At 32.9% G+C, this 22244-nt stretch carries 19 protein-coding genes; 18 read left to right on the top strand and 1 reads right to left on the bottom strand.

Going from position 1 to position 22244, the window contains the following annotated elements; genetic code table 11:
- Positions 1-29: 29 nt before the first annotated feature.
- From recG to rplS, 15 genes are all read left to right on the top strand, one after another.
- Positions 30-2090 (top strand): ATP-dependent DNA helicase RecG, encoded by a 2061-nt coding sequence (gene recG, locus ACXQH5_RS01935; protein ID WP_001151491.1) that lies wholly within the window; start codon positions 30-32, stop codon positions 2088-2090.
- 201 nt (positions 2091-2291) lie between these two features.
- On the top strand, positions 2292-2864 hold the full coding sequence (gene fapR, locus ACXQH5_RS01930) for a transcription factor FapR (RefSeq protein ID WP_001548538.1): 573 nt from the start codon (positions 2292-2294) through the stop codon (positions 2862-2864).
- A gap of 4 nt (positions 2865-2868) precedes the next feature.
- Positions 2869-3855, top strand: a complete 987-nt coding sequence (gene plsX / locus ACXQH5_RS01925; protein WP_000239738.1) for a phosphate acyltransferase PlsX — start codon at positions 2869-2871, stop codon at positions 3853-3855.
- Positions 3848-4774 carry an ACP S-malonyltransferase gene (fabD, locus tag ACXQH5_RS01920; RefSeq protein WP_001043838.1) on the top strand — a complete coding sequence of 309 codons (927 nt, stop codon included), beginning with the start codon at positions 3848-3850 and terminating at the stop codon, positions 4772-4774. Before plsX ends, fabD begins: the two co-directional genes overlap by 8 nt.
- Entirely contained in the window at positions 4767-5501 is a 735-nt protein-coding gene (fabG, locus tag ACXQH5_RS01915) for a 3-oxoacyl-[acyl-carrier-protein] reductase (protein ID WP_000167269.1), read from the top strand. Before fabD ends, fabG begins: the two co-directional genes overlap by 8 nt.
- Positions 5502-5806: 305 nt before the next feature.
- Positions 5807-6040 (top strand): acyl carrier protein, encoded by a 234-nt coding sequence (locus tag ACXQH5_RS01910; protein WP_000426914.1) that lies wholly within the window; start codon positions 5807-5809, stop codon positions 6038-6040.
- A gap of 115 nt (positions 6041-6155) precedes the next feature.
- Positions 6156-6887: a ribonuclease III gene (gene rnc / locus ACXQH5_RS01905; protein ID WP_000043237.1), complete on the top strand. Its 732-nt coding sequence runs from the start codon at positions 6156-6158 to the stop codon at positions 6885-6887.
- A 146-nt stretch (positions 6888-7033) separates the two neighbouring features.
- Positions 7034-10600 (top strand): chromosome segregation protein SMC, encoded by a 3567-nt coding sequence (smc, locus tag ACXQH5_RS01900; RefSeq protein WP_000262685.1) that lies wholly within the window; start codon positions 7034-7036, stop codon positions 10598-10600.
- Complete coding sequence (gene ftsY, locus ACXQH5_RS01895) at positions 10600-11850, top strand: signal recognition particle-docking protein FtsY (RefSeq protein ID WP_000007686.1); 1251 nt, start codon at positions 10600-10602, stop codon at positions 11848-11850. Before smc ends, ftsY begins: the two co-directional genes overlap by 1 nt.
- Positions 11837-12169, top strand: coding sequence for a putative DNA-binding protein (locus tag ACXQH5_RS01890; protein ID WP_000531320.1), 333 nt, complete (start codon positions 11837-11839; stop codon positions 12167-12169). The genes ftsY and ACXQH5_RS01890 overlap by 14 nt, the downstream gene beginning before the upstream one ends.
- A 25-nt stretch (positions 12170-12194) precedes the next feature.
- A complete protein-coding gene (gene ffh / locus ACXQH5_RS01885) occupies positions 12195-13562 on the top strand; it encodes a signal recognition particle protein (RefSeq protein WP_000863474.1) in 1368 nt (455 codons plus the stop codon).
- A gap of 345 nt (positions 13563-13907) precedes the next feature.
- Positions 13908-14183 carry a 30S ribosomal protein S16 gene (gene rpsP / locus ACXQH5_RS01880; RefSeq protein WP_000268754.1) on the top strand — a complete coding sequence of 92 codons (276 nt, stop codon included), beginning with the start codon at positions 13908-13910 and terminating at the stop codon, positions 14181-14183.
- A 187-nt stretch (positions 14184-14370) separates the two neighbouring features.
- Entirely contained in the window at positions 14371-14874 is a 504-nt protein-coding gene (gene rimM, locus ACXQH5_RS01875; protein WP_001261990.1) for a ribosome maturation factor RimM, read from the top strand.
- A complete protein-coding gene (gene trmD, locus ACXQH5_RS01870) occupies positions 14874-15611 on the top strand; it encodes a tRNA (guanosine(37)-N1)-methyltransferase TrmD (protein WP_000687320.1) in 738 nt (245 codons plus the stop codon). The genes rimM and trmD overlap by 1 nt, the downstream gene beginning before the upstream one ends.
- 102 nt (positions 15612-15713) lie before the next feature.
- Positions 15714-16064 carry a 50S ribosomal protein L19 gene (gene rplS, locus ACXQH5_RS01865; RefSeq protein ID WP_000181404.1) on the top strand — a complete coding sequence of 117 codons (351 nt, stop codon included), beginning with the start codon at positions 15714-15716 and terminating at the stop codon, positions 16062-16064.
- Between the two features lie 242 nt (positions 16065-16306).
- Here rplS and yfhO read toward each other — a convergent pair whose 3' ends face one another.
- On the bottom strand, positions 16307-18913 hold the full coding sequence (gene yfhO / locus ACXQH5_RS01860; RefSeq protein ID WP_000915249.1) for a lipoteichoic acid-specific glycosyltransferase YfhO: 2607 nt from the start codon (positions 18911-18913) through the stop codon (positions 16307-16309).
- A gap of 400 nt (positions 18914-19313) precedes the next feature.
- Here yfhO and ylqF point away from each other — a divergent pair, with 400 nt between their 5' ends.
- The 3 genes from ylqF to sucC all read left to right on the top strand — a co-directional run bounded on the left by ylqF (position 19314) and on the right by sucC (position 22224).
- Positions 19314-20198, top strand: a complete 885-nt coding sequence (ylqF, locus tag ACXQH5_RS01855) for a ribosome biogenesis GTPase YlqF (protein WP_000236718.1) — start codon at positions 19314-19316, stop codon at positions 20196-20198.
- Positions 20182-20949 carry a ribonuclease HII gene (locus ACXQH5_RS01850; protein ID WP_000176399.1) on the top strand — a complete coding sequence of 256 codons (768 nt, stop codon included), beginning with the start codon at positions 20182-20184 and terminating at the stop codon, positions 20947-20949. Before ylqF ends, ACXQH5_RS01850 begins: the two co-directional genes overlap by 17 nt.
- Before the next feature lie 108 nt (positions 20950-21057).
- Positions 21058-22224, top strand: a complete 1167-nt coding sequence (sucC, locus tag ACXQH5_RS01845; protein WP_001020801.1) for an ADP-forming succinate--CoA ligase subunit beta — start codon at positions 21058-21060, stop codon at positions 22222-22224.
- The last annotated feature ends 20 nt before the right edge of the window (positions 22225-22244 follow it).

The raw sequence follows: 22244 nt of genomic DNA, 5'->3' as shown, positions 1-22244 counted from the left end.
AAAATCAAATAAAACATAGGTGATTTATTTTGGCGAAAGTAAACTTAATAGAAAGTCCATATTCTCTTTTACAATTAAAAGGTATAGGTCCTAAGAAAATAGAAGTATTGCAACAATTAAATATTCATACAGTGGAAGATCTTGTTCTTTATTTGCCAACCAGATATGAAGATAATACAGTGATTGATTTGAATCAAGCAGAAGATCAATCTAACGTTACGATAGAAGGACAAGTATATACAGCTCCAGTAGTTGCATTTTTTGGAAGAAATAAATCAAAATTAACTGTTCATTTAATGGTAAATAATATTGCTGTCAAATGTATTTTTTTCAACCAACCGTATTTAAAAAAGAAAATCGAATTAAATCAAACTATAACTGTTAAAGGTAAGTGGAATAGGGTTAAACAGGAAATTACTGGTAATAGGGTTTTCTTTAATTCACAAGGTACACAAAATCAAGAAAACGCAGATGTTCAATTAGAACCAGTCTATCGTATTAAGGAAGGTATTAAACAAAAGCAAATACGAGACCAAATTAGACAAGCATTAAATGATGTGACAATTCATGAATGGTTAACTGATGAACTAAGAGAAAAATATAAATTAGAGACCTTGGACTTTACTTTGAACACGTTACATCATCCTAAAAGTAAAGAGGATTTATTACGTGCTCGTAGAACCTATGCATTTACTGAACTGTTTTTATTCGAATTACGTATGCAATGGCTAAATAGATTAGAAAAGTCATCTGACGAAGCAATTGAAATTGATTATGACTTAGACCAAGTTAAATCATTTATTGATTGTTTACCTTTTGAACTAACTGAAGCACAGAAATCCAGTGTTAATGAAATTTTTAGAGATTTAAAAGCACCAATACGTATGCATCGATTACTTCAAGGTGATGTAGGTTCAGGAAAAACAGTAGTTGCTGCAATTTGTATGTATGCGTTAAAAACGGCTGGTTATCAATCAGCATTGATGGTACCAACTGAAATTTTAGCAGAGCAACATGCTGAAAGTTTAATGGCTTTATTTGGAGATTCTATGAACGTTGCATTGTTAACTGGGTCAGTAAAAGGTAAGAAACGAAAAATACTTTTAGAACAACTTGAAAATGGTACGATTGATTGTTTAATTGGAACCCATGCATTGATTCAAGATGATGTAATTTTCCATAATGTTGGTTTAGTAATTACAGATGAACAACATCGATTTGGTGTGAATCAACGCCAGCTTTTAAGAGAAAAAGGTGCAATGACGAATGTGTTATTTATGACAGCAACCCCGATACCAAGAACACTAGCAATATCAGTTTTTGGTGAGATGGATGTGTCTTCAATTAAACAATTACCAAAAGGTCGTAAACCTATCATTACTACTTGGGCAAAGCACGAGCAATACGATAATGTTTTGATGCAAATGACCTCAGAGTTGAAAAAAGGTCGTCAAGCATATGTCATTTGCCCGCTTATAGAAAGTTCTGAGCATCTCGAAGATGTTCAAAATGTTGTCGCATTGTACGAGTCTTTACAACAGTATTATGGTGTTTCCCGTGTAGGGTTATTGCATGGTAAGTTGTCTGCCGATGAAAAAGATGAAGTCATGCAAAAGTTTAGCAATCATGAGATAGATGTTTTAGTTTCTACTACTGTTGTTGAAGTAGGTGTTAATGTACCGAATGCAACTTTTATGATGATTTATGATGCGGATCGCTTTGGATTATCAACTTTACATCAGTTACGCGGACGTGTGGGTAGAAGTGACCAGCAAAGTTACTGTGTTTTAATTGCCTCCCCTAAAACAGAAACAGGAATTGAAAGAATGACAATTATGACACAAACAACGGATGGATTTGAATTGAGTGAACGAGACTTAGAAATGCGTGGCCCTGGCGATTTCTTTGGTGTTAAACAAAGTGGATTGCCAGATTTCTTAGTTGCCAATTTAGTTGAAGATTATCGTATGTTAGAAGTTGCTCGTGATGAAGCAGCTGAACTTATTCAATCTGGCGTATTCTTTGAAAATACGTATCAACATTTACGTCATTTTGTTGAAGAAAATTTATTACATCGTAGTTTTGACTAATTACCATGCTGATTTGTCAATTTGAGTGCAACACTTCGTTAATTGAGTGATATGACACTTGAACTATTTAAATGTAAAGTGGGATTTTAAAAAATATAAATTTTCGACTAAATAATAGCTAAATATTACAGTTATTTGTTGAGTCGGTTAAATAGAAAGTGTTATGATATGTGAGGAATGTTTAAGACTAGGTACTAAAAAATGAGGGGTGAGACGTTGAAACTAAAGAAAGATAAACGTAGAGAAGCAATCAGACAACAAATTGATAGCAATCCCTTCATCACAGACCATGAACTAAGCGACTTATTTCAAGTGAGTATACAAACAATTCGTTTAGATCGCACTTATTTAAACATACCAGAATTAAGGAAGCGTATTAAATTAGTTGCTGAAAAGAATTATGACCAAATAAGTTCTATTGAAGAACAAGAATTTATTGGTGATTTGATTCAAGTCAATCCAAATGTTAAAGCGCAATCAATTTTAGATATTACATCGGATTCTGTTTTTCATAAAACTGGAATTGCGCGTGGTCATGTGCTGTTTGCTCAGGCAAATTCATTATGTGTTGCGCTAATTAAGCAACCAACAGTTTTAACTCATGAGAGTAGCATTCAATTTATTGAAAAAGTAAAATTAAATGATACGGTAAGAGCAGAAGCGCGAGTTGTAAATCAAACTGCAAAACATTATTACGTCGAAGTAAAGTCATATGTTAAACATACATTAGTTTTCAAAGGAAATTTTAAAATGTTTTATGATAAGCGAGGATAAAATTATGGTTAAATTAGCAATTGATATGATGGGTGGCGACAATGCGCCTGATATCGTATTAGAAGCCGTACAAAAGGCTGTTGAAGACTTTAAAGATCTAGAAATTATACTTTTCGGTGACGAAAAAAAGTATAAACTGAACCATGAACGAATCGAATTTAGACATTGTTCTGAAAAGATTGAAATGGAAGATGAGCCTGTTAGAGCGATTAAACGTAAAAAAGATAGCTCAATGGTAAAAATGGCTGAAGCTGTGAAATCTGGTGAGGCAGATGGATGTGTGTCAGCAGGAAATACTGGTGCTTTAATGTCAGCTGGTTTATTCATTGTTGGACGTATTAAAGGTGTAGCTAGACCGGCTTTAGTAGTAACATTGCCAACGATTGATGGAAAAGGTTTTGTATTTTTAGACGTTGGTGCAAATGCAGATGCTAAACCTGAACACTTATTACAGTATGCGCAACTAGGGGATATTTATGCTCAAAAAATTAGAGGTATTGATAATCCGAAAATCTCATTATTAAATATAGGTACCGAGCCAGCTAAAGGTAATAGTTTAACGAAAAAATCATATGAGTTATTAAATCAAGATCATTCATTGAATTTTGTTGGGAATATTGAAGCGAAGACATTAATGGATGGCGATACAGATGTTGTAGTTACCGATGGCTATACTGGGAACATGGTCCTTAAAAATTTAGAAGGTACTGCAAAATCAATCGGTAAAATGTTAAAAGATACGATTATGAGTAGTACTAAAAATAAATTAGCAGGTGCAATATTGAAGAAAGATTTAGCCGAATTCGCTAAAAAGATGGATTACTCAGAATACGGTGGTTCCGTTTTATTAGGATTGGAAGGTACCGTAGTTAAAGCACACGGTAGTTCAAATGCTAAAGCTTTTTATTCTGCAATTAGACAAGCGAAAATCGCAGGAGAGCAAAATATTGTGCAAACAATGAAAGAGACTGTAGGTGAATCAAATGAATAAAACAGCAATTATTTTTCCGGGACAAGGTGCCCAAAAAGTTGGTATGGCACAAGATTTATATAACAACAACGATCAAGCAACTGAAATTTTAACTTCAGCAGCAAACACGTTAGACTTTGATATTTTAGAGACAATGTTTACTGACGAAGACGGCAAATTGGGTGAAACTGAAAACACGCAACCAGCTTTATTGACGCATAGTTCGGCATTATTAGCAGCACTAAAAAATTTGAATCCCGATTTTACTATGGGGCATAGTTTAGGTGAATATTCAAGTTTAGTTGCAGCTGACGTATTATCATTTGAAGATGCAGTTAAAATTGTTAGAAAACGTGGTCAATTAATGGCGCAAGCATTTCCTACTGGTGTAGGAAGCATGGCTGCAGTATTGGGCTTAGATTTTGATAAAGTCGATGAAATTTGTAAGTCATTATCATCTGATGACAAAATAATTGAACCAGCAAACATTAATTGCCCAGGTCAAATTGTTGTTTCAGGTCACAAAGCTTTAATTGATGAGCTAGTAGAAAAAGGTAAATCATTAGGTGCAAAACGTGTCATGCCTTTAGCAGTATCTGGCCCATTCCATTCATCGCTAATGAAAGTGATTGAAGAAGATTTTTCAAGTTATATTAATCAATTTGAATGGCGTGATGCTAAGTTTCCTGTAGTTCAAAATGTAAATGCGCAAGGTGAAACTGACAAAGAAGTAATTAAATCTAATATGGTCAAACAATTATATTCACCAGTACAATTCATTAACTCAACAGAATGGCTAATAGACCAAGGTGTTGATCATTTTATTGAAATTGGTCCTGGAAAAGTTTTGTCTGGCTTAATTAAAAAAATAAATAGAGATGTTAAGTTAACATCAATTCAAACTTTAGAAGATGTGAAAGGATGGAATGAAAATGACTAAGAGTGCTTTAGTAACAGGTGCATCAAGAGGAATTGGACGTAGCATTGCGTTACAATTAGCAGAAGAAGGATATAATGTAGCAGTAAACTATGCAGGCAGCAAAGAGAAAGCTGAAGCAGTAGTCGAAGAAATCAAAGCTAAAGGTGTTGACAGTTTTGCGATCCAAGCAAATGTTGCCGATGCTGATGAAGTTAAAGCAATGATTAAAGAAGTAGTTAGCCAATTTGGTTCTTTAGATGTTTTAGTAAATAATGCAGGTATTACTCGCGATAATTTATTAATGCGTATGAAAGAACAAGAGTGGGACGATGTTATTGACACAAACTTAAAAGGTGTATTTAACTGTATCCAAAAAGCAACACCACAAATGTTAAGACAACGTAGTGGTGCTATCATCAATTTATCAAGTGTTGTTGGAGCAGTAGGTAATCCGGGACAAGCAAACTATGTTGCAACAAAAGCAGGTGTTATTGGTTTAACTAAATCTGCGGCGCGTGAATTAGCATCTCGTGGTATCACTGTAAATGCAGTTGCACCTGGTTTTATTGTTTCTGATATGACAGATGCTTTAAGTGATGAGCTTAAAGAACAAATGTTGACTCAAATTCCGTTAGCACGTTTTGGTCAAGACACAGATATTGCTAATACAGTAGCGTTCTTAGCATCAGACAAAGCAAAATATATTACAGGTCAAACAATCCATGTAAATGGTGGAATGTACATGTAATATATTTGAGCTAAAGCTCATTGACACAGTGGTTGACTGGTCATCCAATGGAGAATTGCCTGACCTAGTCAAGTTTGCGGGGGAAATTCTAAGCAACCAAGATAAGGTTCCAGAATTTCTCCCTAAGAAACAGTAATCAATAAATTGATAACTAATAAGCGGAACGCCTGAGCTAAAGCTCATGCATAAGAAACAGTAATCAATAAATTGATAACTGTTTCTAAAATTTCTACTTGTTTTTTAGAATTTAAAATGGGAAAATATAATAGTCTATGTATAGGCATTTTTAAAGGAGGTGAATCGACGTGGAAAATTTCGATAAAGTAAAAGATATCATCGTTGACCGTTTAGGTGTAGACGCTGATAAAGTAACTGAAGATGCATCTTTCAAAGATGATTTAGGCGCTGACTCACTTGATATCGCTGAATTAGTAATGGAATTAGAAGACGAGTTTGGTACTGAAATTCCTGATGAAGAAGCTGAAAAAATCAACACTGTTGGTGATGCTGTTAAATTTATTAACAGTCTTGAAAAATAATAAATCTTACATCTGGGTCGTCAGTATTGTCGACTCAGTTTTTTTCTTTAATTATCAATAGTTTTAACGTAAAATTAAAGATGATTCAAGAGCAACACATAAAGGAGATAAAATAATGTCTAAACAAAAGAAAAGTGAGATAGTTAATCGTTTTAGAAAGCGCTTTGATACTAAAATGACAGAGTTAGGCTTTACTTATCAAAATATTGATTTATACCAACAAGCATTTTCGCATTCGAGTTTTATTAATGATTTTAATATGAATCGTTTAGACCATAATGAGCGTTTAGAGTTTTTGGGTGATGCGGTATTAGAATTGACGGTTTCACGATATTTATTTGATAAACATCCCAACTTGCCAGAAGGGAATTTAACAAAAATGCGTGCCACTATTGTATGTGAGCCCTCACTTGTAATATTTGCGAATAAAATTGGATTGAACGAAATGATTTTACTTGGTAAAGGTGAAGAGAAAACAGGGGGACGTACAAGACCATCATTAATATCAGATGCATTCGAAGCATTTATTGGGGCATTGTATTTGGATCAAGGACTAGATATAGTTTGGAAATTTGCTGAGAAAGTCATTTTCCCACATGTAGAACAAAATGAGTTATTAGGCGTGGTAGATTTTAAAACACAATTCCAAGAATATGTGCACCAGCAAAATAAAGGTGATGTAACCTATAATTTAATAAAAGAAGAGGGACCGGCACATCATCGTCTATTCACTTCAGAAGTTATTCTGCAAGGGGAAGCAATAGCTGAAGGTAAAGGGAAAACGAAAAAAGAATCAGAACAACGTGCTGCTGAAAGTGCCTATAAGCAATTAAAGCAAATTAAATAGAAATTTATATGATACGACATATAGGTGTTCGATTTAGGATTTATGGAAGAATTTTTAATATTTTATGGAACAACCTCGAAATTTAATATACAAATACTAAAATATCGTATACGTATGTTCTTTAAAATTGTGATAAGGAGTTTAGGATGGTTTATTTAAAATCAATAGATGCCATTGGATTTAAGTCTTTTGCAGATCAAACCAATGTTCAATTCGATAAAGGTGTAACTGCAATTGTTGGTCCAAATGGAAGTGGTAAAAGTAATATTACAGATGCTATTAAATGGGTGTTGGGTGAACAATCGGCTAAATCATTACGTGGCTCAAAAATGGAAGATATTATCTTCTCAGGTGCAGAACATCGCAAAGCTCAAAATTATGCTGAAGTACAGTTAAGATTAGATAATCATTCTAAAAAGCTCAGTGTTGATGAAAACGAAGTTATTGTAACAAGAAGATTGTATCGAAGTGGTGAAAGTGAGTACTACATAAATAATGACCGTGCAAGATTAAAAGATATTGCCGATTTATTTTTAGATTCTGGATTGGGGAAAGAAGCATATAGCATTATCTCGCAAGGTAGAGTTGATGAAATACTAAATGCTAAACCAATTGATAGACGTCAAATTATTGAAGAATCGGCTGGTGTACTTAAATATAAAAAACGTAAAGCTGAATCATTAAATAAACTTGACCAAACAGAAGATAATTTAACGAGAGTAGAAGACATTTTATATGATTTGGAAGGTCGCGTAGAACCTCTAAAAGAGGAGGCAGCTATAGCTAAAGAATATAAGACACTTTCGCACCAAATGAAACATAGTGACATTGTAGTTACAGTGCACGATATTGATCAATATACAAATGACAATAGACAATTAGATCAACGTTTAAATGATTTACAAGGTCAACAAGCAAATAAAGAAGCTGACAAGCAACGTTTAAGCCAACAAATTCAACAATATAAAGGTAAACGTCATCAACTTGATAATGATGTTGAATCGCTTAATTATCAATTAGTAAAAGCTACGGAAGCCTTTGAAAAATATACGGGACAATTAAATGTTTTAGAAGAACGTAAGAAAAATCAATCTGAAACAAATGCACGATATGAAGAAGAACAAGAAAATTTAATTGAGCTTTTAGAAAATATATCAAATGAGATTTCTGAAGCTCAAGATACTTATAAGTCTCTGAAAAGTAAACAAAAAGAACTCAACGCTGTCATTCGTGAATTAGAAGAACAACTATATGTTTCAGACGAAGCACACGATGAAAAATTGGAAGAAATTAAAAACGAATACTATACATTAATGTCAGAGCAATCAGATGTTAACAATGATATTCGTTTTTTAAAGCATACTATAGAAGAGAATGAGGCTAAAAAATCAAGACTAGATTCTCGATTAGTTGAAGTCTTTGAGCAATTGAAAGATATTCAGGGTCAAATAAAAACGACTAAAAAAGAATATCAACAGACCAACAAAGAACTTTCTGCTGTAGATAAAGAAATTAAAAATATAGAAAAAGACCTCACTGATACAAAAAAAGCACAAAACGAATACGAAGAAAAATTGTATCAAGCATATCGATATACCGAAAAAATGAAAACACGTATTGATAGTTTGGCAACGCAAGAGGAAGAATATACTTATTTTTTCAATGGCGTCAAACATATTTTGAAAGCTAAAAATAAAGAATTAAAGGGTATTCATGGTGCAGTTGCGGAAATTATTGATGTGCCATCTAAATTAACTCAGGCAATTGAAACAGCATTAGGTGCTTCATTACAACATGTCATTGTAGATTCAGAAAAAGATGGACGCCAGGCTATTCAATTTTTAAAAGAACGTAATTTAGGTCGTGCGACGTTTTTACCATTAAATGTTATAAAGAGTAGAGTGGTAGCGACTGATATTAAGTCTATTGCTAAAGAGGCAAACGGATTTATTAGTATTGCTTCGGAAGCAGTGAAAGTAGCACCAGAATATCAAAATATTATCGGGAATTTATTAGGTAATACGATTATCGTTGATCATTTAAAGCATGCAAATGAATTGGCACGTGCTATTAAATATCGAACTCGTATTGTTACTTTGGAAGGTGATATTGTAAATCCTGGTGGTTCTATGACTGGTGGTGGTGCTCGTAAGTCAAAAAGTATTCTGTCTCAAAAAGACGAGTTGACAACAATGAGACACCAATTAGAAGATTACTTGCGTCAAACAGAATCATTTGAACAACAATTTAAAGAGTTGAAGATAAAAAGTGATCAATTAAGTGAACTGTATTTTGAAAAAAGTCAAAAGCATAATACACTTAAAGAGCAAGTGCATCATTTTGAAATGGAGCTCGATAGATTAACTACACAAGAAACACAAATAAAAAATGATCATGAAGAATTCGAATTTGAAAAAAATGATGGTTATACGAGTGACAAAAGTCGACAAACTTTGAGTGAAAAAGAAACTCATTTAGAAAGTATTAAATCATCTTTAAAACGACTAGAAGATGAAATTGAACGCTACACAAAACTTTCTAAAGAAGGTAAGGAAAGCGTAACTAAAACACAACAAACGTTACATCAGAAACAATCTGATCTTGCTGTGGTTAAAGAGCGTATTAAAACACAACAACAGACAATAGATCGATTAAATAATCAAAGTCAACAAACCAAACATCAATTAAATGATGTTAAAGAAAAAATTGCATTCTTTAATTCGGATGAAGTGATGGGCGAACAAGCTTTTCAAAATATTAAAGATCAAATTAATGGTCAACAAGAAACGAGAACACGCTTATCTGATGAATTAGATAAATTGAAACAACAACGTATTGAGTTGAATGAACAAATCGATGCGCAAGAAGCTACACTACAAGTTTGTCACCAAGATATTTTAGCTATCGAAAATCACTACCAAGATATTAAAGCTGAACAATCAAAACTAGATGTATTAATTCATCATGCGATAGATCATTTAAATGATGAATATCAATTGACTGTTGAACGTGCAAAATCTGAATATACGAGTGATGAATCGATTGACGCATTACGTAAAAAGGTTAAATTAATGAAGATGTCGATTGATGAACTAGGTCCTGTAAACTTAAATGCAATTGAACAATTTGAAGAGTTAAATGAACGTTATACATTTTTAAGTGAGCAACGTACAGATCTTCGTAAAGCTAAAGAAACATTAGAGCAAATTATAAGTGAAATGGATCAAGAGGTTACTGAAAGATTTAAAGAAACTTTCCATGCTATTCAAGGACATTTTACAGCTGTGTTCAAACAATTGTTTGGTGGAGGTGATGCAGAATTGCAATTAACTGAAGCCGATTATTTAACAGCTGGTATTGATATTGTGGTACAACCACCGGGTAAAAAGTTGCAACATTTATCGTTACTAAGTGGTGGTGAGCGTGCATTAACTGCTATTGCTTTACTATTTGCAATTTTAAAAGTAAGATCTGCACCTTTTGTTATATTAGATGAGGTTGAAGCTGCATTAGATGAAGCGAATGTTATTAGATACGCAAAATATTTAAATGAGTTATCAGACGAAACACAATTCATTGTTATTACACACCGTAAAGGAACAATGGAATTTGCAGATAGGTTATACGGTGTAACAATGCAAGAATCAGGTGTTACTAAACTTGTGAGTGTGAATTTAAATACAATAGATGATGTGTTGAAGGAGGAGCAATAATGAGCTTTTTTAAACGCTTAAAAGATAAGTTTGCAACAAATAAAGAAAATGAAGAAGTTAAATCCTTAACAGAAGAACAAGGTCAAGACAAATTAGAAGATACACATTCTGAAGGTTCAACGCAGGACGTAAATGATTTAGCAGAAAATGCTGAAGTGAAAAAGAAGCCACGCAAGTTGAGTGAAGCGGATTTTGATGACGATGGCTTAATATCAATTGAAGATTTTGAAGAAATTGAAGCTCAAAAAATGGGTGCTAAATTTAAAGCAGGACTCGAAAAATCTCGTCAAAATTTCCAAGAACAATTAAATAATTTGATAGCGAGATATCGTAAAGTAGATGAAGACTTTTTTGAAGCTTTAGAAGAAATGTTAATCACTGCAGACGTCGGTTTTAATACAGTGATGACGTTAACTGAAGAATTACGTATGGAAGCACAACGACGTAATATTCAAGATACTGAAGATTTGCGTGAAGTCATTGTTGAAAAAATCGTAGAGATTTACCATCAAGAAGATGATAATTCAGAAGCTATGAACTTAGAAGATGGTCGTTTAAATGTCATTTTAATGGTCGGTGTGAATGGTGTTGGTAAAACAACAACAATTGGAAAATTAGCTTACCGATATAAAATGGAAGGTAAAAAAGTAATGTTAGCTGCGGGCGATACTTTTAGAGCGGGTGCTATTGATCAATTGAAAGTTTGGGGCGAACGTGTTGGTGTAGATGTAATTAGCCAAAGTGAAGGTTCTGATCCAGCTGCTGTTATGTATGATGCGATTAATGCCGCTAAAAACAAAGGTGTTGATATTTTAATCTGTGATACCGCTGGACGTTTACAAAATAAAACAAATCTAATGCAAGAATTAGAAAAAGTTAAGCGTGTAATTAATCGAGCAGTGCCAGATGCGCCTCACGAAGCATTACTATGTTTAGATGCTACAACTGGTCAGAATGCGTTGTCACAAGCTAGAAACTTCAAAGAAGTAACAAACGTTACAGGTATTGTATTAACGAAATTAGATGGTACAGCCAAAGGTGGTATCGTATTAGCCATTCGTAATGAATTGCACATTCCAGTTAAATATGTAGGTTTAGGTGAGCAGTTAGATGACTTACAACCATTTAACCCTGAAAGTTATGTCTACGGCTTATTCGCTGATATGATTGAACAAAATGAAGAAATAACAACAGTTGAAAATGATCAAATTGTAACAGAAGAAAAGGACGATAATCATGGGGCAAAATGATTTAGTTAAAACGTTACGAATGAATTATTTGTTTGATTTTTATCAATCCTTATTGACGAATAAACAACGTAATTATTTGGAATTATTTTATCTCGAAGATTATTCTTTAAGTGAAATCGCAGATACTTTTAATGTGAGTAGACAAGCAGTTTATGATAATATAAGAAGAACTGGCGATTTAGTTGAAGATTATGAAAAGAAATTGGAATTATACCAGAAATTTGAGCAACGCCGAGAAATATATGATGAAATGAAACAACATTTAAGTAATCCAGAACAAATACAACGTTATATTCAACAATTAGAAGACTTAGAATAGATATAAATTGAGGGAGGACATCGATATGGCATTTGAAGGCTTATCAGAACGCCTGCAAGCGACGATGCAAAAAATGCGTGGTAAGGGTAAACTTACTGAAGCTGATATAAAGATAATGATGCGTGAAGTAAGATTAGCGTTACTTGAGGCTGATGTAAACTTTAAAGTGGTAAAAGAATTTATTAAAACAGTATCAGAACGCGCATTAGGTTCCGATGTAATGCAATCATTAACACCAGGGCAACAAGTTATTAAAATAGTTCAAGATGAATTAACGAAGTTGATGGGTGGAGAAAATACATCGATTAATATGTCGAATAAACCACCTACTGTTGTTATGATGGTTGGTTTACAAGGAGCTGGTAAAACAACAACTGCAGGTAAATTAGCATTATTGATGCGTAAAAAATACAACAAAAAACCTATGTTAGTTGCAGCAGATATTTATCGTCCAGCAGCGATAAATCAATTACAAACAGTAGGGAAACAAATTGATATTCCTGTATACAGTGAAGGAGATCAAGTAAAGCCACAACAAATTGTAACTAATGCATTAAAACATGCTAAAGAAGAACATTTAGACTTTGTAATCATTGATACAGCAGGTCGATTACACATCGATGAAGCATTGATGAATGAATTAAAAGAAGTAAAAGACATTGCTAAACCAAACGAAATTATGTTAGTTGTCGATTCAATGACGGGTCAAGATGCTGTCAATGTTGCAGAATCTTTTGACGATCAACTTGATGTCACAGGTGTTACCTTAACTAAATTAGATGGTGATACACGTGGTGGTGCAGCTTTATCTATTCGTTCGGTGACACAAAAACCAATTAAATTTGTTGGTATGAGTGAAAAGTTAGATGGTTTAGAGCTATTCCATCCTGAACGTATGGCATCACGTATTTTAGGTATGGGTGATGTGTTAAGTTTAATTGAAAAAGCGCAACAAGATGTGGATCAAGAAAAAGCAAAAGATTTAGAGAAAAAGATGCGTGAGTCATCATTTACTTTAGATGATTTTTTAGAACAACTTGATCAGGTGAAAAATTTAGGACCACTGGATGATATTATGAAAATGATTCCAGGTATGAATAAAATGAAAGGTCTAGATAAGCTTAATATGAGTGAAAAGCAAATTGATCATATTAAAGCGATTATCCAGTCAATGACGCCGGCTGAAAGAAACAATCCAGACACATTGAATGTATCACGTAAAAAGCGTATTGCTAAAGGTTCTGGTCGTTCATTACAAGAAGTCAATCGTTTGATGAAACAATTTAACGATATGAAGAAAATGATGAAACAATTCACTGGTGGCGGTAAAGGTAAAAAAGGTAAACGCAATCAAATGCAAAATATGTTAAAAGGTATGAATTTACCGTTTTAATGTTTAATATAAACACCAATCTTTATTTCAACTTAAGGTTGGTGTTTTTGCATTAATAATATTGTAATTAAAGTTATTTAGAGGGACATGTACAGTTGTAGTAAGTAGTACCGTTCATGTGAATATAATGTTTAATTATATCATTTTGTATAACTTGGTAGTAAATGCACTCAGGAAAAGTATTAAGCGTTTCATCGAGCTAATTTAATTTTTCTAGATTTTGGGATAAAATATTCAATAAATTTCTAGGTAAAGAAAAAACTCTTTACAAACATTCATACACCTGTTAATATTATTTCTTGTAGAAAATAAAAATTAAAACATGACTTAAAGGAGATTTTATAAATGGCAGTTAAAATTCGTTTAACACGTTTAGGTTCAAAAAGAAATCCATTCTATCGTATCGTAGTAGCAGATGCTCGTTCTCCACGTGACGGACGTATCATCGAACAAATCGGTACTTATAACCCAACGAGCGCTAATGCTCCAGAAATTAAAGTTGACGAAGCGTTAGCTTTAAAATGGTTAAATGATGGTGCGAAACCAACTGATACAGTTCACAATATCTTATCAAAAGAAGGTATTATGAAAAAATTTGACGAACAAAAGAAAGCTAAGTAATTTAGCGTAAAATTGTTCTAACAATAAGAATAACTCGTTTACACTGACAGTTATTACTCAATGATACGTTGGGAATATCACATGTTAGTAATATAGAACGTATTGGGTACCATAATGGTGCCCTTTTTCTTTGAATTATTTTCAATTAAAATAGAAGTGTTCAAAGCATAGAGTTGGAGGTAATAGAATGAGAGTTGAAGTTGGTCAAATTGTTAACACACATGGTATTAAAGGTGAAATTAAAGTAAAATCCAATTCAGACTTTACAGACGTTCGTTTTCAACCCGGTCAAGTGCTGACAGTTGTGCATAACAATAACGACCTTGAATATACTGTTAAGTCACATAGAGTGCATAAAGGGCTTCATATGCTCACATTTGAAGGTATTAATAATATTAATGATATTGAGCATTTAAAAGGGAGTTCTATTTATCAAGAGCGTGATCATGAAGATATCGTACTTGAGGAAAATGAATATTATTATTCAGATATTATAGGATGTACAGTTTTTGATGATCAAGAAACACCAATAGGTCGTGTAATTAATATATTTGAAACAGGTGCGAATGATGTGTGGGTGATTAAAGGATCTAAAGAATATTTGATTCCTTATATTGCTGATGTTGTAAAAGAAGTGGATGTTGAAAATAAAAAAATTATCATCACGCCAATGGAAGGATTGTTGGATTAATGAAAATTGATTATTTAACTTTATTTCCTGAAATGTTTGCTGGTGTTTTAAATCATTCAATTATGAAACGTGCCCAAGAAAACAATAAATTACAAATCAATACGGTTAATTTTAGAGATTATGCAATTAACAAGCACAACCAAGTAGATGATTATCCGTATGGTGGCGGACAAGGTATGGTGTTAAAGCCTGAACCTGTTTTTAATGCGATGGAAGACTTAGATGTCACAGAACAAACACGCGTTATTTTAATGTGTCCACAAGGCGAGCCATTTTCACATCAGAAAGCTGTTGAATTAAGCAAGGCTGACCACATCGTTTTCATATGCGGACATTATGAAGGTTACGATGAACGTATCCGAACACATCTTGTCACAGATGAAATATCAATGGGTGACTATGTTTTAACAGGTGGAGAATTGCCAGCGATGACCATGACTGATGCTATTGTTAGACTGATTCCAGGTGTTTTAGGTAATGAACAGTCACATCAAGACGATTCATTTTCAGATGGGTTATTAGAGTTTCCGCAATATACACGTCCGCGTGAATTTAAGGGTCTAACAGTTCCAGATGTTTTATTGTCTGGAAATCATGCCAATATTGATGCATGGAGACATGAGCAAAAGTTGATCCGCACATATAATAAAAGACCTGACTTAATTGAAAAATATCCATTAACTAATGCAGATAAGCAAATATTAGAAAGATATAAAATAGGATTGAAAAAAGGTTAGTATTGTGCTAACATAATCTGAGTGTGGAAACACAAAAATCACTATGATCCGCTGCTATATATTTGTCGAGGCAAGAACATAGGTTGAAGAGGAGAATTTATAATGACAAATCACAAATTAATCGAAGCAGTAACTAAATCACAATTACGTACAGACTTACCAAGTTTCCGTCCTGGTGATACTTTACGTGTACACGTACGTATCATTGAGGGTACTCGTGAGCGTATCCAAGTATTCGAAGGCGTTGTAATTAAACGTCGTGGCGGTGGCGTTTCTGAAACGTTTACAGTTCGTAAAATTTCATCAGGTGTTGGCGTGGAACGTACATTCCCATTACACACACCAAAAATTGAAAAAATCGAAGTTAAACGTCGTGGTAAAGTACGTCGTGCTAAATTATATTACTTACGTAGTTTACGTGGTAAAGCTGCTAGAATCCAAGAAATTCGTTAATCAGCATTTAAACAAAGCTATGTATGAGTCATATTCGACTCAAACAACAAAGCCATCTAGGTCACTTTTATGGAGTGATATAGATGGCTTTTTTGCTGTTTAGTTAATGTAAAGTTGATAATGTAATTGTTTTTCCCTTCTTTATTCATAACGTGTTTGCTCAAAATGGTTATATAAACAAAAATCTACTAAGTGCCATTGAAAAGGACTTAGTAGATTTATTAAATATATGCGTAGCAACATTATTTTTGTCTTGCCCATCTCGTGAAAATAATACTACATATAATGCCAAATATAGTAATTGTTATAAGTAAATAATAGTATGGTGGGGTATAGCTCAATTGAATCTTTGTTATATTTTTAGGTGCTTTAATGCCGGTCATAACACCATTTACTTGTTCAACTTTAAGACTTTGATCACCTGATGTCGCTTTCATACCTTGATTATATGCTGTTGGCAAAACAATATACCCAGATGAATTTTTATTTTTAGTAATAGTATAACCTTGCTTTGTCTTACTAACTTTGACAGCCTCTAATGAATTTGAAGCGTCTTTAAGCGTGGTATAATCTTCGCCGTATATCCCTTTTAAATTTACACGATACTTACCTTTAGGCAATGATAATCTAATCCTATCTGAAGCTTTAATGCGTATCGTTACGGGTGTTACAAAGCGTCGATATTTATAAGTGAGTTTATTTCTTTCTTGTGTATATTCATTCACTTTAACATCATGAGCTTTATCCGGCGAAAGTAATTCTAAATCCATTTCAAAATACAAATCTTTAAATTGATTAGAAACTGATTTTGGCAACTGTACAGTTAGACCACCATTATTTTGTTTAACTTGTAATAAATGTTTTGTAGGAGATTGCCAGGCTGCACTATTTAATTTAATTGTTGAATCTGATAGTAAATTTTTATTGGCTTTAAAATGTGTATTAACATCTTTAGTATTGTTAGAAACAATCCCTTGCAACATTGCTTGTTCTTTATCTAATGGAGATTTTAATTCTTTATTGGAAAAGACCTTATTTGTAATATGTGCACTTGGATAATGGATGGTATTTTTAGAATGAATCCAACGAACTTTATTGTCTTTGTGTTCAGAGTTAATTTTAAATCCATATGGTAAGTTGTCATCATGATTCACTCTAATTCGATCATTAACATTCCAAAGTGATAGTAAATTTTGACGATTGCCAAGTAGTCTATAAGTGCTGTTTTTATCAATTGGCATATTAATTTGGAGTGTCTTGTCATAATATTTTAAAATGTCTCCATTAAAAATACTAGAATATAATGAAATGCCATTATAATGATATATAAATGGTGAATTTAATGCATAGTCTGACATATAATCAATGCGATTAAATGGGCCTGTTGCATTTTGATTTATCTTTTTTATAAGCTGGTTTACATAGTTACTATGGTAATCATGTTGTTTCAACGTTGATAATGATTGTTGATAAGGTTTGATTGCCATATTTTTGTTGTTATCTAAAATGACGATTTGTTGAATCATAACGATTAATACTAATATTGCAACGGTTAATTTTTTATAACGCCATAAACTAAATTTTAAAATAACGGCAAGCACCATTAGCAGGATAATACCTACTATAAGTGCGAGAGGGTGTGTCGGTGATAGTAATACATAAAGTAATGCGATGATGCTTACTGGTATTGTTCTGATTAAATAATATTTCATATTTAATGTTGATAAATGTTGAATAAACAATCCGCAAAGAGCACTTGATGATAGTGCTAAGATATACACCCAACGCCTTTCTGGAAATGAAAAACCATTAAAAGCACTGTCGAAATACTGTGATAATGAACCAATAAATAATATCCATGTTATTATTGCGAAAAGTCTATAAAAGTAAAAACGATACAGTTTGAATGACAATAATGCAACGAAAGTAAGAATTGAAATCGTAATGAAAAATCCATCGCTAAAGAAAAAATAATGATAATCAAGTGGTGTCAAAAACGGTATATCAACATTGGGATTTTGCTTTCTGTCATTTTCCAAAAACGCAGAAATGCCAGTGAATAAACCAAATACACTTGATAACACACTCAATACTGTAGCAGATATGACGCAAATTAATTTTTGTGTTCTAGAGACAATGTCATATTTGTATGTGAAAATGAGTCGATATAAATAGTAGCAACCTATAATAATAGCTTGATAATAACTGAAATAAAAATTGCTGAATAGTGTTAGGGCTATCGCAACAATGAAAATACCGATTTTGCGTTGTTGAAAATATCTTTCCAAACCAAGGATCGATAATGGCAATAAATATAATAAATTTCCATAAAATGACCAAGTAAAATTAAAGTATATAACGACAGTTGACATGCCGTATAAAATCGTAGCGATCATATTTGTTGAGCGTTTAAAGTGTAATATTTTAAATAAGTAGAAGGTCACGACAAATGTTATGATAGCTCGTATCATAGCCATAATAAGTTGGTTTGTCGGCCAAAAATGTATTGTTGTCGGATTAAATATACCAACAGTTTCTCCTATTTTAATGAATAGAAAATTTAGCCACATTAATGGTGACAGCGAATAATAATATGATAGTCCTTTCATATAATCGCCACCTAATCCAAACGATGCATCATATAAACTAGAAAAACTACTTAGATGTTCATACAAATACATTTGAAATGGCATCATTTGACGGAATCCATCTCCAGCCCCACTAAAAACAGTACCATTCACAATATAATCATAGATATGAGTAGAAAATAAAATAAGCGTTAATATTACACTCATGAAAGTTATAACAAAGAATTGTTTGACGTTTGAATTTAGCCACTTTTTTAACACAACATTATCCTCAACTTTCAAATTTAAAATTAAGTTTAACTGAAACTAAAGTTAATGAGGTTCTCGATAGGTAAAGACGAAGATGACTGTGGAACAGATACCTTATCATAGTTACTTAAACTTTGGATTATTTTTAGTTTATCATTAAACAAATATATTGAATAATAAAAATGTCATACTGTATTAAATGAATATCACCTAATAAGCAGCTTAGATTTAATAAATGATAATTTTTAATTAGAGAAAACTTGGAATAATCACTTATACCTTAATCTAAAGCATTGTTAAGAAGTGTGACAATGTTAAAATAAATATAGTTGAATTAATGAATTTGTTCTATAATTAACAAGTTATAGATTTTAATAATGAGAAAAGAATTGACGAAAGTAAGGTGAATTGAATGGTTATTCAATGGTATCCAGGACATATGGCGAAAGCCAAAAGAGAAGTAAGTGAACAATTAAAAAAAGTAGATGTAGTGTTTGAACTAGTAGATGCAAGAATTCCATATAGTTCAAGAAACCCTATGATAGATGAAGTTATTAACCAAAAACCACGTGTTGTTATATTAAATAAAAAAGATATGTCTAATTTAAATGAGATGTCAAAATGGGAACAATTTTTTATTGATAAAGGATACTATCCTGTATCAGTGGATGCTAAGCACGGTAAAAATTTAAAGAAAGTGGAAGCTGCAGCAATTAAGGCGACTGCTGAAAAATTTGAACGCGAAAAAGCGAAAGGACTTAAACCTAGAGCGATAAGAGCAATGATTGTTGGAATTCCAAATGTTGGTAAGTCCACATTAATAAATAAACTGGCAAAGCGTAGTATTGCACAGACTGGTAATAAACCAGGTGTGACCAAACAACAACAATGGATCAAAGTTGGTAATGCATTACAACTATTAGATACACCAGGGATTCTTTGGCCTAAATTTGAAGATGAAGAAGTAGGTAAGAAGTTGAGTTTAACTGGTGCCATTAAAGATAGTATTGTGCACTTAGATGAAGTTGCCATCTATGGTCTGAACTTTTTAATTCAAAATGATTTAGCGCGCTTAAAAGCACATTATAAAATCGAAGTTCCTGAAGATGCAGAAATCATAGCGTGGTTTGATGCGATAGGGAAAAAACGTGGCTTAATTCGACGTGGTAATGAAATTGATTACGAAGCAGTCATTGAACTGATTATTTATGATATTCGAAATGCTAAAATAGGAAATTATTGTTTTGATATTTTTAAAGATATGACTGAGGAATTAGCAAATGACGCTAACAATTAAAGAAGTAACGCAGTTGATTAATGCGGTTAATACAATAGAAGAATTAGAAAATCATGAATGCTTTTTAGATGAGCGAAAAGGTGTACAAAATGCCATAGCCAGACGAAGAAAAGCGTTAGAAAAAGAACAAGCTTTAAAAGAAAAATATGTTGAAATGACTTACTTTGAAAATGAAATATTAAAAGAGAATCCCAATGCTATTATTTGTGGTATTGATGAAGTTGGAAGGGGACCTTTAGCAGGTCCAGTCGTTGCATGCGCAACAATTTTAAATTCAAATCACAATTATTTGGGCCTTGATGACTCGAAAAAAGTACCTGTTACGAAACGTCTAGAATTAAATGAAGCACTAAAAAATGAAGTTACTGCTTTTGCATATGGTATCGCGACAGCTGAAGAAATAGATGAATTTAATATTTATAAAGCTACTCAAATCGCCATGCAGCGAGCTATTGATGGATTATCAGTACAACCAACGCATTTATTGATAGACGCGATGACACTTGATAATGCACTGCCTCAAGTATCTTTAATCAAGGGTGATGCAAGAAGTGTGTCCATTGCAGCTGCAAGTATCATGGCAAAGGTTTTTCGTGATGATTATATGACACAGTTATCTAAAGATTATCCTGAATATGGTTTTGAAAAAAATGCGGGTTACGGTACCAAACAACATTTACTAGCAATCGATGATATTGGCATAATGAAAGAGCATAGAAAAAGCTTTGAACCTATAAAATCGTTACTGTAAATCGTAAAATTCAATTAAATGATAAAAAAGTAGCATTTAAGTTTACAATAGCGCTTACATTTTTTATAATTGTAAGGGAACTTAACCTAAGTAACAGGAGGATGGAAGATGAATATCCACGAGTATCAAGGTAAAGAAATATTTCGTTCAATGGGCGTTGCAGTTCCAGAAGGACGAGTAGCATTTACTGCTGAAGAAGCGGTGGAGAAAGCAAAAGAATTAAATTCTGATGTATATGTTGTAAAAGCACAAATTCATGCTGGAGGTAGAGGTAAAGCAGGCGGAGTAAAAATTGCTAAATCTTTATCTGAGGTAGAAACATATGCAAAAGAATTATTAGGGAAAACTTTGGTGACACATCAAACTGGTCCAGAAGGTAAAGAAATTAAGCGTTTATATATCGAAGAAGGTTGTGCTATTCAAAAAGAATATTACGTTGGATTCGTTATTGATCGTGCGACTGACCAAGTAACATTGATGGCGTCTGAAGAAGGGGGCACTGAGATTGAAGAAGTTGCTGCGAAGACTCCTGAAAAGATCTTCAAAGAAACTATCGATCCAGTAATCGGACTTTCACCATTCCAAGCAAGACGAATTGCGTTTAATATTAATATTCCTAAAGAATCTGTTAACAAAGCTGCTAAATTCTTATTAGCACTTTATAATGTATTCATTGAAAAAGATTGTTCAATCGTAGAAATCAACCCATTAGTTACAACAGCTGATGGTGATGTATTGGCATTAGATGCTAAAATTAATTTTGATGATAATGCATTATTCAGACATAAAGATGTTGTAGAATTACGTGATTTAGAAGAAGAAGATCCAAAAGAGATTGAAGCGTCTAAACATGATTTATCATACATTGCATTAGATGGTGACATCGGATGTATGGTGAATGGTGCAGGTTTAGCCATGGCAACAATGGATACGATTAATCATTTCGGTGGAAACCCAGCCAATTTCTTAGATGCAGGCGGAAGCGCTACTAGAGAAAAAGTAACTGAAGCATTTAAAATCATTTTAGGTGATGAAAATGTTAAAGGTATTTTTGTAAACATTTTCGGTGGCATTATGAAATGTGATGTTATCGCAGAAGGTATCGTTGAAGCTGTAAAAGAAGTAGATTTAACTTTACCACTAGTTGTACGCTTAGAAGGTACAAATGTTGAGTTAGGTAAAAAAATCTTAAAAGACTCAGGATTAGCAATTGAACCAGCAGCAACAATGGCTGAAGGTGCACAAAAAATTGTTAAACTAGTCAAAGAAGCATAAGGAAAGGATGGGAGCACTAA

The sequence above is a fragment of the Staphylococcus sp. SA22 genome, assembly GCF_054165785.1.
Note: the sequence above shows the minus strand (reverse complement) of the source record. Positions and strands in the feature narration are given on the sequence as shown.

Bases quoted from the DNA above. Each gene is read 5' to 3' on its own strand.
- fapR (WP_001548538.1), top strand. From the start codon at position 2,292: ATGAGGGGTGAGACGTTGAAACTAAAGAAAGATAAACGTAGAGAAGCA.
- plsX (WP_000239738.1), top strand. From the start codon at position 2,869: ATGGTTAAATTAGCAATTGATATGATGGGTGGCGACAATGCGCCTGAT.
- fabD (WP_001043838.1), top strand. From the start codon at position 3,848: ATGAATAAAACAGCAATTATTTTTCCGGGACAAGGTGCCCAAAAAGTT.
- fabG (WP_000167269.1), top strand. From the start codon at position 4,767: ATGACTAAGAGTGCTTTAGTAACAGGTGCATCAAGAGGAATTGGACGT.
- rnc (WP_000043237.1), top strand. From the start codon at position 6,156: ATGTCTAAACAAAAGAAAAGTGAGATAGTTAATCGTTTTAGAAAGCGC.
- smc (WP_000262685.1), top strand. From the start codon at position 7,034: ATGGTTTATTTAAAATCAATAGATGCCATTGGATTTAAGTCTTTTGCA.
- ftsY (WP_000007686.1), top strand. From the start codon at position 10,600: ATGAGCTTTTTTAAACGCTTAAAAGATAAGTTTGCAACAAATAAAGAA.
- ACXQH5_RS01890 (WP_000531320.1), top strand. From the start codon at position 11,837: ATGGGGCAAAATGATTTAGTTAAAACGTTACGAATGAATTATTTGTTT.
- ffh (WP_000863474.1), top strand. From the start codon at position 12,195: ATGGCATTTGAAGGCTTATCAGAACGCCTGCAAGCGACGATGCAAAAA.
- rpsP (WP_000268754.1), top strand. From the start codon at position 13,908: ATGGCAGTTAAAATTCGTTTAACACGTTTAGGTTCAAAAAGAAATCCA.
- rimM (WP_001261990.1), top strand. From the start codon at position 14,371: ATGAGAGTTGAAGTTGGTCAAATTGTTAACACACATGGTATTAAAGGT.
- trmD (WP_000687320.1), top strand. From the start codon at position 14,874: ATGAAAATTGATTATTTAACTTTATTTCCTGAAATGTTTGCTGGTGTT.
- rplS (WP_000181404.1), top strand. From the start codon at position 15,714: ATGACAAATCACAAATTAATCGAAGCAGTAACTAAATCACAATTACGT.
- ylqF (WP_000236718.1), top strand. From the start codon at position 19,314: ATGGTTATTCAATGGTATCCAGGACATATGGCGAAAGCCAAAAGAGAA.
- ACXQH5_RS01850 (WP_000176399.1), top strand. From the start codon at position 20,182: ATGACGCTAACAATTAAAGAAGTAACGCAGTTGATTAATGCGGTTAAT.
- sucC (WP_001020801.1), top strand. From the start codon at position 21,058: ATGAATATCCACGAGTATCAAGGTAAAGAAATATTTCGTTCAATGGGC.